The organism is Micromonospora sp. HM5-17 (assembly GCF_003762835.1).
Taxonomy (GTDB): Bacteria; Actinomycetota; Actinomycetes; order Mycobacteriales; family Micromonosporaceae; genus Plantactinospora.
The window spans coordinates 137,633-150,646 of sequence record NZ_RJWA01000003.1 but is presented as its reverse complement, the minus strand read 5'-3'; the positions used below and the strand labels follow the sequence as shown (position 1 = coordinate 150,646).

General features: G+C 73.4%; 8 protein-coding genes and 3 pseudogenes. 7 read left to right on the top strand and 4 right to left on the bottom strand.

What is annotated here, in order from left to right; all coding sequences use genetic code 11:
* Nucleotides 1-127 precede the first annotated feature (127 nt).
* Both EF879_RS10075 and EF879_RS10070 read right to left on the bottom strand, forming a co-directional pair.
* A pseudogene (locus EF879_RS10075) lies at nt 128-1,015 on the bottom strand (DUF5667 domain-containing protein); the annotation flags it as partial.
* Between the two features lie 248 nt (nt 1,016-1,263).
* Nucleotides 1,264-2,187 (bottom strand): ECF subfamily RNA polymerase sigma factor, BldN family, encoded by a 924-nt coding sequence (locus EF879_RS10070; protein WP_233604421.1) that lies wholly within the window; start codon nt 2,185-2,187, stop codon nt 1,264-1,266.
* Nucleotides 2,188-3,293: 1,106 nt separating this feature from the next.
* On the opposite strand from EF879_RS10070, the gene EF879_RS10065 reads away from it, so the two are divergent.
* Together EF879_RS10065 and EF879_RS10060 are read left to right on the top strand one after the other, a co-directional pair.
* Entirely contained in the window at nt 3,294-3,551 is a 258-nt protein-coding gene (locus EF879_RS10065) for a glutaredoxin family protein (protein WP_123557204.1), read from the top strand.
* Between the two features lie 218 nt (nt 3,552-3,769).
* Nucleotides 3,770-4,420, top strand: coding sequence for an HAD family hydrolase (locus EF879_RS10060; RefSeq protein ID WP_123557203.1), 651 nt, complete (start codon nt 3,770-3,772; stop codon nt 4,418-4,420).
* A 33-nt stretch (nt 4,421-4,453) separates the two neighbouring features.
* On the opposite strand, the gene EF879_RS10055 is transcribed toward EF879_RS10060, so the two are convergent.
* A complete protein-coding gene (locus EF879_RS10055; protein WP_123557201.1) occupies nt 4,454-5,119 on the bottom strand; it encodes a response regulator transcription factor in 666 nt (221 codons plus the stop codon).
* A 65-nt stretch (nt 5,120-5,184) separates the two neighbouring features.
* Nucleotides 5,185-6,489 (bottom strand): sensor histidine kinase, encoded by a 1,305-nt coding sequence (locus EF879_RS10050; RefSeq protein WP_123557199.1) that lies wholly within the window; start codon nt 6,487-6,489, stop codon nt 5,185-5,187.
* Nucleotides 6,490-7,011: 522 nt separating this feature from the next.
* Here EF879_RS10050 and EF879_RS10045 point away from each other — a divergent pair.
* From EF879_RS10045 to hemB, 5 genes and pseudogenes are all read left to right on the top strand, one after another.
* Nucleotides 7,012-7,821 (top strand): annotated as a pseudogene (locus EF879_RS10045) (redox-sensing transcriptional repressor Rex); the annotation flags it as partial.
* A 62-nt stretch (nt 7,822-7,883) separates the two neighbouring features.
* Nucleotides 7,884-9,182, top strand: a pseudogene (locus EF879_RS10040) (glutamyl-tRNA reductase); the annotation flags it as partial.
* A 164-nt stretch (nt 9,183-9,346) separates the two neighbouring features.
* On the top strand, nt 9,347-10,345 hold the full coding sequence (hemC, locus tag EF879_RS10035; RefSeq protein WP_123557195.1) for a hydroxymethylbilane synthase: 999 nt from the start codon (nt 9,347-9,349) through the stop codon (nt 10,343-10,345).
* On the top strand, nt 10,342-11,922 hold the full coding sequence (locus tag EF879_RS10030; protein WP_123557193.1) for a uroporphyrinogen-III synthase: 1,581 nt from the start codon (nt 10,342-10,344) through the stop codon (nt 11,920-11,922). The genes hemC and EF879_RS10030 overlap by 4 nt, the downstream gene beginning before the upstream one ends.
* Before the next feature lie 94 nt (nt 11,923-12,016).
* The gene (gene hemB / locus EF879_RS10025; protein ID WP_123557191.1) at nt 12,017-13,000 is read left to right on the top strand and encodes a porphobilinogen synthase; all 984 of its coding nucleotides are present in this window, start codon (nt 12,017-12,019) and stop codon (nt 12,998-13,000) included.
* Nucleotides 13,001-13,014 lie beyond the last annotated feature (14 nt).

Below are 13,014 nucleotides of genomic sequence, written 5' to 3'. Positions count from 1 at the left end.
TCGGCTCGGGTACGTCGAATGGAGCGGTCCGTTCCGGCGTACGCGGCGACTCGGTCGGGGTACGGACGCCGGTCCCCTCGGAGGCCGACGGGTTCGCCGGAGTGGTGGTGCCCGGACCCCGGCCGACCGGGCAGGTTCGGGGCAGCGGGCCGAAGGAGTCGGCCCGACCCGTCGTCCCGACCCCGCAGGCCAGGGCCGCACGGAGCGCGTCCGCCCTGCGCTGGACGGTGTCGAGCAGGGTGATCGACTCGGCGGTTCGGTCCCGCCCGGCCCGGCTGGCGCGGTCCCCCAGCGCCACGAGGCGCGGACGCTGGTCGGCGAGGAAGGCGTCGACGGCGTCCAGCGCCGCCGGATCCCGGCGCTGCGCCGCGGCGGTGGTCAACAGCCGGATCCCCTGCCGGGTGTCGGCGTCCATGTCGTCGAGGACGGCCGAGAACCCGACGCTTCGACTACCCAGCGCGGTGGCCTCGGCGAGTCTGGTTCGGGCGAAGTCGAGGAAGAGCTGACCCCGGCTGAGATCGGAGCTGGCCAGGGCGAGCTGGGCCCGCTCGGTGTGCCGCTTCATGCCGTAGAGCGCGTCCCCGGGGACGGCGTGCTCGCTGGCGGCGGCCATCCCGGAGACCGCGATCGCGCCGACGGCGACGCCGACGACGATGGCACCCCGCGCCCGGGCCCGGGTCCGGGGCGCCGACGGACGGGTGGCGCGGAATCCCCGCGCCGCGGCGGCGGGAGCGATCTCCTCGTCACCGAGCGGTCCGTCACTGGCGGTGGCGCCGATCCCCTCCCGTTCGGCGGTGGCGACCAGCATCGCCCGCAGGCTGGCACGGAAGTCGGGATCAACCTCGACCGCGGACTGCATGCTCCGGAGCCGTTGCCCGATCGCCAGCGGTTGGGCGAGGTCGCTGTCGACGCGGGACCGGACGTGGTGGCGGCGGCCACCGTTGGCTTCCTCGAGCAGCTGCGCGAAGCGCTCCGCCCGCTGACGGTAGAACGCGTTCCAACCCACGGCCGACACCTCCCTTCGCTGGTCGCGACGCTTCGGTCGGCGTCGTCGCCGTCCCGGTGCGACGATGGCGCTGGGTCAGAGCCAGACTACGACGGTCGGAGCAGCTGTCCGACCGGCCGGTCCGGGCGGGGCCCGGGCATCCACCGGTCGCACCGGGACAAACGTTCGGTGGGGCGGGCCGGTTACGGCCCGCCGCGTGGAGAAATTACGAAGAGTGAAGGGGATCACGGCCGCCCGGCCGGAGTGGTGAACCCGCCTCACGGCTGGAACCCGTCCGGCAGCAGCCGGGCGAGCGCCCGGACCGCCCGATACTGCAACGCCTTTATCGCTCCCTCGTTCTTCCCCATCGCCTGGGCGGTCTCGGCCACGGAGAAGCCCTGGAGGAACCGGAGCACGATGCACTCCTGCTGCTCGGGGTTGAGCTGCTTGACGGCGGTCAGCAACGCGACATTGGTGATGTGCTCGACCACGGCCGCCTCGGGGCTCCCCTCCGGGCCACGATCCTCACGATCCGCGTCTAACACGTCACCCGTTGTAACCTCAAGCCGGTAACGGCCGGACTTGAAGTGGTCCGCCACCAGGTTCCGGGCGATCGTCACCAGCCAGGCACCGAGGTCCCGGCCCTGCCAGGTGAAGCTGCCGATCCGCTTCAAAGCGCGGAGGAAGGTGTCCGAGGTGAGGTCCTCGGCGAGTTGCCGGTTGCCGACCCGGAAGTAGACGAACCGGAAGACAGTGTCTACGTACCGGTCGTAGATCAGGCCGAACGCCTCGGGCTCGCCCGCCTGCGCGCGTTCCACCAGGGCCCAGACCTCGCGGGCCGGGTCGGACGGGTCCGGCCGGTCGGGGTGGCCGGGCGCGGCGCCGCCGGGGCGGCCCGATGTGGACGCCCCAGCGGGGACCACCGGCAGGACGGCCGTCTCGGTGTTCGGGTTGATCGACTCGGGACGCTCACCCTCCGACCCCGGGGGTACGTCGTCCGGCTCGGGAACGCCACCGCCCGGCGGCTGCCCGGCACCGGGCTGCGCCGGCATCGGGGGGCGGGCCGGGCTGGCCACCCGCCCACCCACCTGCCGGCTGTTCCCACCCGGCCCGCCCTGCCGGGCCGGCGTCTCGTTCGGATGGTGCGGACGACTCCTGGTCCGCTTCGACCCCCCGTCGCCCCGCACGGCGAGGCTCAGCATGTCGTTCACGGCCAGGCCAAGCCGGGTCAGGCCTTCGGTGAGGGCGTGCCGGGCGTTCCGCATCTGGCCGACAGGCTCCCCGTCGACGTATCCGTAGGTGCTCACTGGACCTCCCCGGCCGCCCGCGACCGCGGGACCCGTAGCCCGGGCCCGGCCACGGTGGTGGCCGTACGTGCGCCACGGACGGCGCGATCCGGCACGGCAGATCCGGGGTGCGCCGTACCACGGCACACGCCCCACAGCTGCTGGTGCTGTGCTCTTACAGGCACGGCGGCCTCCTCGGGCTGAGGGGTGTCGACTCACGGCAAAAGGGGTGAGCCGACCCGAGTGATGATAGGGGCCAACGTCACCCATGTGCGGCGAGTCCGTTACACAGAGCCAAAGTATTTCCCGAAAGCCACCCGTTCGGGCCGCACCAGTTGTGCGTTGTCGGATGCCAGACAGTCGACTCGGGACCGCCCTGAGCAGGGAAAACACCAAGAAACGCCAATAGGCGGCGCGCGCTTGGCGTGCCGCTGCGGTTTGTGCTAATAGGCGTCGGCTCGGGTGTCTGTGGACCGTGCCAAGCAGACGCGGGAAATCGCGAATGCCGTTACGGTCTCGTGGACCGTACCGCGCACCGCCGGCGAAGTCGAGCAACTTCCACGAACGCGCCCCAGCGGGTCGCAACTTCCACGTCTCCAGCCGGGACAGACGGCGGCCCCGAACAGGCTCCAGTTCCGAGCTCGACCAGTTCGCCGACAACGTCGCGGTGACACTCCGACTCCGGCACGTCCGTCCTGATCGGAACGAGGTCAGAACGGGAGCCGGCACGGGACGTGGCCGGCAGGGGAGGCTGGCGGCCCGTCGGCACTGTCCGAGGTGCACACCACCCGCCGCCGGCCCCCGTCGGTCCGAATGGGCGCCGGCCGGCGGCCCGGGCGCCCAGATCCCGCGCCGTGCTGCGCCACGCCTCAGGGCGCCACCGGCGGGCCGACGGGCCCGGCTGACGTCCCTCCCGGCACCTGCCCCGGTACCCGCGTCCGAGCGGGATAGAGTTCGTGGCGCCCCTGCCGTCCTCGGCGATCGGCAGGGTACGACGTCGACATTCCGGGAGGAAACGGGCAGTGGGGACGGATGAGCCGCGACTGACCCTGATCACCCGACCCGGCTGTCACCTCTGCGAGGTTGCCCGGGAGGCGATGGCGCGGGTGGTGGCGGTTACCGGCGACCGGTGGACCGAGGTGGACGTCACCGGCGACCTGGAGCTGGAGCGGGACTATGGCGACCGGCTTCCGGTCATCCTGCTCGACGGCCGGGAGCACGGCTACTGGCGGGTCGAGGAGGAGCGGTTGATCCGCGACCTCACCGCGCCGCGCGGCTGACCGCGGCCCGCCAACCGTCGACCCGGTGCCGTGGCGGGTGAGCCGAGGCCGGGCGGGCTGGCCGCGCCCGCCGGAGGCGGGCCCGGTGGCCGCGGGTGGCCGGCGTGGTGGCCGCGCGTGGCCGGGCCGGCGCCGAGGGGTTCGCCGGCCCGGTGATCTGTCACATAGCGGCTTGGTCGATGCCCCGCCGGTCGCGCGTGGCGACGTATCGTGCTCGGATGCCCCGTGGACGCGACCACCTGGTCTGGGACTGGAACGGCACCCTCCTCGACGACCTGCACCTGGTCGTCTCCGCCACGAACGCCGTGCTGGCCGCCGTCGGCGGGCCGGTGATCACCGTGGAGGAGCACCGGACGCAGTACCGCCGCCCGATCATGGACTACTACGCCGAGGTCCTCGGTCGGATGCTGGACGCCGAGGAGTTCGCCCGGCTCGACAAGCTCTTCCACGAGGCGTACCGGCTCGGGCTGGCGGAGTGCACCCTGACCGCCGACGCCGCCGTTGCGCTGCGGTCCTGGCACGGATCCCAGTCCCTGCTGTCGATGTGGTTCCACGACGAGCTCGTCCCGACCGTCGACCGGTACGGCCTCACCCCGCACTTCCGGCGGATCGACGGGCTGCGCGCCGGGGTTGGCGGAGGGCGGAAGGCGAGCCACCTCGCCCGACACCTGGCCGCCGTCGGCGTCGAGGGGCGGTCGACCGTGCTGATCGGCGACTCGATCGACGACGCCGAGGCCGCCGCGTACGTCGGCGCCCGCTGCGTCCTCTACACGGGCGGCATCACCGACCCGGCCCGGCTCCGGGCCTCCGGCTGGCCGGTGGCGGACTCGCTGACCGAGGCGGTCGCACTGGCGGCCGAACTGGACTGAGCGGTACCCGCCGGTCGCCCGGGCCGACGCCGGTCAGGCGCGCAGGTACGCGAGGACCGCCAGCACCCGGCGGTGCTGCTCCTCGTCCGGCGGGAGGCAGAGCTTGGTGAAGATGTTGCGGACGTGCTTCTCGACGGCGCCGTCGCTCACCACCAGCGCCCGGGCGATCGCCGTGTTGGACCGGCCCTCGGCCATCAGTCCGAGCACCTCGCGTTCCCGGGGGGTCAGCTGGCGCAGCGGGTCGTCGCGACGACGCCGGACGAGGAGCTGACCGACGACCTCGGGATCGAGGACCGTACCGCCGGCGGCGACCCGGTTGACCGCGTCGAGAAACTCGTCGATCGCCGAGACCCGGTCCTTGAGCAGGTATCCGATTCCCCCGCCGCTGGAGGTGCCGGTCGGGCGGACCGTGGCGAGCAGGTCGTCGGCGTACGACACCTCGACGTACTGGGAGAGCACCAGGATCGGCGTCCGCGGCACCCGCCGCCGGGCCTCCACCGCCGCCCGCAGGCCCTCGTCGGTATGCGACGGCGGCATCCGTACGTCGACGATGGAGACGTCGGGGCGGTGCGTGACGATGGCCTCCACCAGCGCCTCACCGTCACCGACCGCGGCGACGACCTCGTGGCCGTGCTCGTTCAGCAGCCGGACCAGGCCCTCCCGGAGCAGGACGGCGTCGTCGGCGATTACCACGCGCATACCGCTGTCTACCATCCCGGCGCCGTCGGCGCCGCCAGCGCCCGCCTCAGCACGGCAGTCCCGCCTCAGCACGGCAGTTCGGCCCGGATCTCGGTTGGCCCACCCACCGGGCTGAGCACGGTGAAGGTGCCCCCGTTGGCGCGTACCCGGTCGGCGAGCCCGGCGAGGCCGTGGCCCTTGGCGACGTGCGCACCGCCCTCGCCGTCGTCCAGCACGGTGATCCGCAACGTCCCCTGCTCCCGGACCACCGTGACCCAGCACTCGCGGGCCCGGCTGTGCTTGGCGACGTTCGCCAGCGCCTCGGCGACCACGAAGTACGCGGTCGACTCCACCGCCGGGTCGAGCCGCCCGCCCGGGGTGCCGAGCTCCGGGTCGACGGTGAGTTCGATCGGGATCACGCCACGCCCGGCGAGCGCGGCCAGGGCGCTGGGCAGCCCCCGGTCGACCAGGATCGGCGGCGCGATGCCCCGGGACAGGGCGCGCAGCTCGGCGAGGGTCTCCCGGGTCTGGGTCAGCGCCTCGTCGAGGGTCTGCCGGGCCGCCTCCGGATCGGTGGCGAGCTGGTGCTGGGCCCGGCTGAGATCCATGGCGAGCCGGACCAGCCGCTGTTGTGGCCCGTCGTGGATGTCCCGCTCCAGGCGGCGCAGCGCGGTCGCCTCCGCCGAGACGGCGGCCCGCCTCTGCTCCTCCAGCACGGTGATCCGGTTGCGCATCTCGGCGACGCCGGCGAGCAGGGTGCGGGCGAGTCCCGCCCGCATCAGGGCGCAGCCGCGGACCACCAGCGGCAGGGTGATCAGGAAGAAGACGCCGAGGGCGGTGTTGAGCCCGATCCGGGCGACGGCGGAGTCGCCGAGGCCGAGCAGGTCGGGCAGCCCCTGGCCGTCCGGGCTGCTCGGGATCGCCCAGTCGTACGCCCAGTAGAGCGAGCCGCCGACGGCGCCGGTCCACCAGAGCAACGTGATGCCGAAGGCCGGCACCGAGACGACGAGCGCGGCGAAGCCGTGTGCCAGGTCGAGCCAGGACTGGGCGTCGCCGATCGGCGTCAGGATACGCCGCCAGGTGCCGGCGTTCGGGCCGGCGGTCCGGTACGTGGGCCGTACCCGGGGCTGCCGGAGCACCACCGACATCCGACCCCGTTCGATGTCGGCGAGGCGGCGGGCGGCGTAGAGCGTACCGGCGAGGATCGGCAGCCCCATCACCGTCACCGCCAGCCCGAGTCCGAGGGCGGACCCGAAGGCGACCATGACGAAGCTCACCAGGGCGAGGGGGAAGCCGAGGAGTACGTAACCCGAGTCGATGGCGAGCTGGCGTAGTGTGCCGCGCCCGGCGGTCGGTTCGGCCGGGACGCCGACGGCGGCGGTAGTGGTCATGTCCTCGACGCTAGGCATCGGCGTGGTCGGCTCCCATCCCATCGGCTGGCCAATCCACGGTAGGGCTGCCCCCACCCACGGCCGTGGCTCGCCGGGGGATTCCTCGCATTCCCGCCCTCCCTGGTGAAATGCGTCGGGCGGCGGAATCGCCGGGAAGGAGGGATCCGCGGGAGGCCGGAATCTGTCGGCTCCGATGATTGCCACGCCGGTTGCGATCCGCCCGGCGGCGTCGACGAGGGCGGTGACCAGGCCGGCCACCGCGGCGAGTTGGGCAGATAAGTCGGACTTAGGCAATAATCGCTGAGCGGGTCGGCGAGGCGCGAGGATCTGATCGGGTATTGGGAGGCCCAGGTGAGGTGTTATCGCGATCTACCAAGATCGCGATTTGTGCGTGTCTTCACAAGCGCCTACTCTATTACTCCGACGAGCCCTGCTAGCACAACCGGTCACAGCGGTCGCCAGCGGGTGCCCCGGTACGACCGGCCGCTCCGGCTGGTCGAGGATCGCATGGCACGGAGTCGCATGAGTCAGCACCGCCCTGCAGGCACGCCCGGCCGCGCCGATGCCGTGCCGGCGCTCCCGGATCTCCCTGAGGCGACGGTCGCCCGGCTCCCCGAGTACCTCCGTGCCCTGCACCACCTCGCCGAAACCGGTAACGACACGGTCTCCAGCGAGGAGTTGGCTTCGGCGGCCGGGGTGAACTCCGCCAAGCTCCGTAAGGACCTCTCCCAGCTCGGGTCGTACGGCACCCGGGGCGTGGGGTACGACGTCGCCCTGTTGATCGACCAGATCGAGTTCGTGCTCGGGCTGACCCAACGCCGGGCGGTCGCCCTGGTCGGGGTGGGTAACCTCGGTCACGCCCTCGCCGGGTACGCGGGCTTCGCCAGCCGCGGCTTCCGGATCGCCGCCCTCTTCGACGCGGACCCGGCCCGGATCGGCGAGGAGATCAACGGCCTCGTCGTCCGACACATCGACGACCTGCCCCGGGTGGTCGCCGAGGAGGCGATCACGATCGGCGTGATCGCCACTCCCGCCACCGCCGCGCAGAGCGTCGCCGACCAACTCGTCGACGCCGGCGTGACCAGCATCCTGAACTTCGCGCCCTGTGTGTTGTCGGTGCCGGACGGCGTCGACGTACGCAAGGTCGACCTCGCCATCGAGCTCCAGATCCTCTCCTTCCACGAACACCGCAAGGCGGCGCTGACCGGCCTGCCGACCGCGGCGGAGCCGCCCGAGCCGGGCTCGGAGACGTCCCCGGCCCCGCCGGCCACCGGACTGACCGCGCTGCCCGGCGGGCTCGCGGCGGCCGGCACCTCCGAGGCCACCCCCACCAGCACGCCCACGGCCACCCCCACCGGGCCGCTCCGGTCCACCAACACGGAGGCGATCGGCTCATGAACCTGCTCGTCGTCGGTGCCTCGCACCGCACCGCACCGGTCGCCGTCCTGGAGCGGCTGTCGGTCGCCTCCGGAGACCTGCCGGCGATCCTCCGTCGCCTGCTCCAACAGCCGTACGTCGGCGAGGCGGTCGTCGTCTCGACCTGCAACCGGGTCGAGGTCTACGCCGCCGTCTCCGGCTTTCACGGCGGGCTGGGCGACATCTGCGCCGTTCTCGCCGGGCACGCCGGCTCCACTCCGGCCGATCTCGCCAACCACCTGTACGTCCACTACGACGGCGCCGCCGTCGAGCACGTCTTCCGGGTGGCGGCCGGGCTCGACTCGATGGTGGTCGGCGAGGCGCAGATCCTCGGCCAACTCCGGGACGCCTACCACGTGGCGAGCGAGGCCGACGCACCCGGACGGCTGCTGCACGAGCTGATGCAGCAGGCCCTGCGGGTGGGAAAGCGCGCTCACGCCGAGACCGACATCGACCGGGCCGGGCAGAGTGTGGTCACCGCCGCGCTCGACCTGGCCGCGACCCACTTCCCCGACGGCATCGAGGGGCGGCCCGCCCTGGTGGTCGGGGCGGGCTCGATGGGTGCGCTGGCGGTCGCCACCCTCGCGCGGCGCGGCGCCGGCCCGGTGACGGTCAGCAACCGGGGCGCCGACCGGGCACACCGGCTGGCCGAGGCGTACGGCGCCACCGCCGTGCCGATCGCCGAACTCGTCGACGCACTCTCCACAGTGGACATAGTAGTCGCCGCCACCGCCTCGATCGAACCGGTCCTCACCCGGGAGACGGTCGCCCGGGCCCTGGCCGAGCGCGCCGGTCGGCGGAGCGCCCCACTGGTCCTGCTTGACCTCGCGGTGCCCCGGGACGTCGAACCAGCGGTCGCCGAGCTCCCCGGCGCCGTGGTGATCGACATCGACGGCCTGGCCGCGGCCCAGCCGACCGGCCCGGCCGCCGCCGACACCGCGGCCGTCACCCAGATCGTCACCACCGAGGTGGAGTCGTTCCTCTCCTGGCTGCGCGGCGCCGACGTGGCGCCGACCGTCGCCGCCCTGCGGGCCCGGGCCGACGAGGTGGTCACCGCCGAGCTGCGCCGCCTCGCCCACCGCCGGCCCGAGCTGACCGACGAGCAGCGCGCCGAGGTGAGCCACACGGTGCACCGGGTCGTACAGCGGTTGCTGCACTCGCCGACCGTGCGGGTACGCCAGCTCGCCGCCGAACCCGGCGGCGACCAGTACGCCGCGCTGCTGCGCGAACTCTTCGACCTGGAGGTGCCGGCCGCCTCGCCGGCCGACACCGTCCCCACCCTGGCCGCGTCCGGGCTCGCCGCATCCGGACTGGCCGCGTCCGGGCTCGCCGAAGCGTCGGCCCGCCCGCCGAAGGCCGGCGGTCCGGCCTCCGGACCGGTGGGCGCCACCGGCCCCGCCGCCCGGCCCGCCGTACCCCGACAGCACCCCGGAGGAGAACGATGAGCGGGAGCACGGGAGTGCTGCGGCTCGGCACCCGCGGCAGCGCGCTGGCGCTCGCCCAGTCCCGGAAGGTCGCCGAGGCGCTGACGGCCGCCACCGGCCGTCCGGTCGAGCTGGTCGAGGTCGTGACGGCCGGCGACCGGTCGAACGCCCCGGTGCACCGTCTCGGCGTCGGTGTCTTCGTCTCGGCGCTGCGCGACGCCCTGGCCGCCAAGGAGATCGACTTCGCGGTCCACTCGTACAAGGACCTCCCCACCGCCGGTCAGGAGGGGCTGCACATCGCCGCCGTACCCCCTCGGGAGGATCCGCGGGACGCCCTGGTCACCCGGGACGGCCGTACCCTGGCCGAGCTGCCGCCCGGGGCCACCGTCGGCACCGGGGCGCTGCGCCGGATCGCCCAGTTGCACGCGCTCGGCCTGCACCTGACGGTGGTGCCGATCCGGGGCAACGTCGACACCCGGCTGGCCCGGGTACGCGGCCCCGAAGCGGACCTCGACGCCGTGGTGCTGGCCCGGGCCGGGCTGATCCGGCTCGGCCGCGCCGAGGAGATCACCGAGACTCTCGACCCGATGATGATGCTGCCCGCGCCCGCTCAGGGCGCGTTGGCGGTAGAGTGCCGGGCCGACGACTCGGAGCTGGTCGAGCTGCTGGCCGTGCTCGACCATCCCCCCACCCGGGCCGCGGTCACCGCGGAGCGGGCGTTTCTCGCCACCCTGGAGGCCGGGTGCAGTGCCCCGGTCGCCGCGTTCGCGGTCGTCGCCGAAGGCGAACCGGACGCCTCCGGAGCCGGCGGCGGCGACGAGATCTACCTGCGCGGGGCGGTGATCAGCCCGGACGGTACCCGCGACCTCCGGCTGTCCCGCACCGGTACGCCCGCCGAGGCGACGGAGATCGGCAAGGCCCTCGCCGCCGACCTCCTCGACCTCGGCGCCGACTCGATCCTCGGCACGCCCACCGATTCGGGGCCGGGGACCCAGCATTTTGGAGCACAGACATGATCGGCACCCGTAAGCCCGCAGGCCGCATCGCGTTCGTCGGGGCCGGACCCGGCGACCCGGGTCTGCTGACCCGACGGGCGTACGACGCGCTGGTCCACGCCGACCAGGTGATATACGACCGCAGCGTCCCGGAGGCGCTGCTCGCCGCCGTCAGGGCGGACGCGAAGGAGGACGCCCAGTTCAGCCCGGCCGAGGGAGCGCCGGGCGACGTGGCGAAGGTCCTGCTCTCGGCAGCCCGCTCCGGGCTGAGCGCGGTACACCTGATCGCCGGTGACCCGTTCGGTCACGAGGCGGTGGTCACCGAGGTGCAGGCGGTCGCCCGGACCGCCGTACCGTTCGAGGTGGTGCCCGGCGTCGGGCAGGCCGAGGGGGTCGCCACGTACGCCGGCGTCCCGCTGCACGGGATCCGTACCGCCGCCGACATCGACGACGTCACCGCGGTGGACTTCGAGGCGCTCGCCGCGGCGGTCAACCGGGGCTCGCTGGCCCTGGCGGTCGACGCCGGCGACCTCGCCGCGGTCCGGGACGGGCTGCTCGCGGTCGGCGTCGACGGCGCCACCCCGGTGGCGGTGACCGGCGACGGCACCGGCGAGACCCAGTACACCACCACCTCGACCGTGGACAGCTTCGTCGCCGCCGCGCTCGGCTTCACCGGCCGGGTGGTCCTCACCCTCGGCGCCGGCGTCGCGCACCGGGACAAGCTGAGCTGGTGGGAGAACCGCCCACTGTACGGCTGGAAGGTGCTGGTCCCGCGGACCAAGGAGCAGGCCGGGGTGATGAGCGCCCGGCTGCGCGAGTACGGCGCCATTCCGTGCGAGGTACCGACCATCGCGGTCGAACCGCCCCGGACCCCGGCCCAGATGGAGCGGGCGGTGAAGGGCCTGGTCGACGGCCGCTACGCATGGGTGATCTTCACCTCGGTGAACGCCGTCCGGGCCGTCTGGGAAAAGTTCGCCGAGCACGGCCTGGACGCCCGGCACTTCGGGGGCGTCAAGATCGCCTGTATCGGCGAGGCGACCGCCGACGCCGTTCGCGCCTTCGGCATCCAGCCCGAGTTGATCCCGTCCGGGGAGCAGACCTCGGAGGGCCTGCTGGCCGAGTTCTCGCCACACGACGAGGTCCTGGACCCGGTCGGCCGGGTGTTGCTGCCCCGGGCCGACATCGCCACCGAGACGCTGGCCGCCGGGCTGACCGAACGGGGTTGGGAGGTCGACGACGTCACCGCGTACCGGACCGTCCGGGCCGCGCCGCCGCCGGCCGAGATCCGCGACGCGATCAAGTCCGGAGGGTTCGACGCGGTCCTCTTCACCTCCTCCTCGACGGTGCGGAACCTGGTCGGCATCGCCGGCAAGCCGCACGCCCGGACCGTGGTGGCGGTGATCGGCCCGAAGACCGCCGAGACCGCGACCGAGTTCGGCCTTCGGGTGGACGCTCAGCCGGCCCACGCCTCGGTACCGGAGTTGGTCGAGGCGCTCGCGGCGTACGCTGTGGAATTGCGGGAGAAACTGGCCGCGATGCCGGCGAAGCAGCGGCGGGGCTCGAAGGTGCAGGGCCCGACCGCGTTGCGGTTCCGGTAGTCCGCTCCGCCCGCCCGGGCGGGATAGCCCGGCGTCGGTGCCCGGCGTCGTGGCGATCCGTCCCGGTTTCCGACAGCGCCACGGAGGAGTCCCCATGTCCTACCCGGAGGTCCGTCCGCGCCGGCTGCGGCGTTCCGCCGCGATTCGCCGGCTCGTTGAGGAGACCCGGCTCGCCCCGTCCGAGCTGGTGCTGCCGATGTTCGTCAAGGAGGGTTTGACGGAGCCTCGGCCGATCGCCTCGATGCCGGGCGTGGTGCAGCACTCCCGGGAATCGCTGCGCAAGGCAGCGGCCGAGGCGGTACACGCCGGGATCGGCGGCATCATGCTGTTCGGCGTGCCGGAGCGGAAGGACGAGACCGGTTCCGGCGGGATCGACCCGGACGGCATCCTCAACGTGGCGATCCGGGACGTGGTCGCCGAGGTCGGCGACGCCACCGTGGTGATGAGCGACCTCTGCCTCGACGAGTTCACCTCGCACGGGCACTGTGGGCTGCTCGCGCCGGACGGGACCGTCGACAACGACGCCACCCTGACCGCGTACGCCGAGATGGCCGTCGCCCAGGCGGAGGCCGGGGCGCACCTCCTCGGCCCCTCCGGGATGATGGACGGCCAGGTCGGGGCGATCCGGCGGGCCCTGGACGCCGCCGGGCACACCGACACCGGGATCCTGGCGTACGCGGTGAAGTACGCCTCGTCGTTCTACGGCCCCTTCCGGGACGCGGTGGAGTCGTCGCTCCAGGGCGACCGGCGCACCTACCAGCAGGACCCGGCGAACCTGCGGGAGTCGCTTCGGGAGGTCCGTCTCGACGTCGCCGAGGGGGCCGACCTGGTGATGGTCAAGCCCGCCCTGCCGTACCTCGACGTGGTCGCGGCGGTCCGGGCCGAGGTCGACGTCCCGGTCGCGGCGTACCAGATCTCCGGCGAGTACGCGATGGTCGAGGCGGCCGCCGCGAACGGCTGGATCGACCGGGACCGGGCGATCCTGGAGACGCTGACCTCGATCCGCCGGGCGGGCGCCCAGGTCATCCTCACCTACTGGGCGGTCGAGGCCGCCCGGATGCTCCGCGACCGGTACTGAGCCGACACACGACC

Coding starts and splice junctions, on each gene's coding strand:
- EF879_RS10070 (WP_233604421.1), bottom strand. CDS start 2,187: ATGCTGAGCCTCGCCGTGCGGGGCGACGGGGGGTCGAAGCGGACCAGG.
- EF879_RS10060 (WP_123557203.1), top strand. CDS start 3,770: ATGCCCCGTGGACGCGACCACCTGGTCTGGGACTGGAACGGCACCCTC.
- EF879_RS10055 (WP_123557201.1), bottom strand. CDS start 5,119: ATGCGCGTGGTAATCGCCGACGACGCCGTCCTGCTCCGGGAGGGCCTG.
- EF879_RS10050 (WP_123557199.1), bottom strand. CDS start 6,489: ATGACCACTACCGCCGCCGTCGGCGTCCCGGCCGAACCGACCGCCGGG.
- hemC (WP_123557195.1), top strand. CDS start 9,347: ATGAGCGGGAGCACGGGAGTGCTGCGGCTCGGCACCCGCGGCAGCGCG.
- EF879_RS10030 (WP_123557193.1), top strand. CDS start 10,342: ATGATCGGCACCCGTAAGCCCGCAGGCCGCATCGCGTTCGTCGGGGCC.
- hemB (WP_123557191.1), top strand. CDS start 12,017: ATGTCCTACCCGGAGGTCCGTCCGCGCCGGCTGCGGCGTTCCGCCGCG.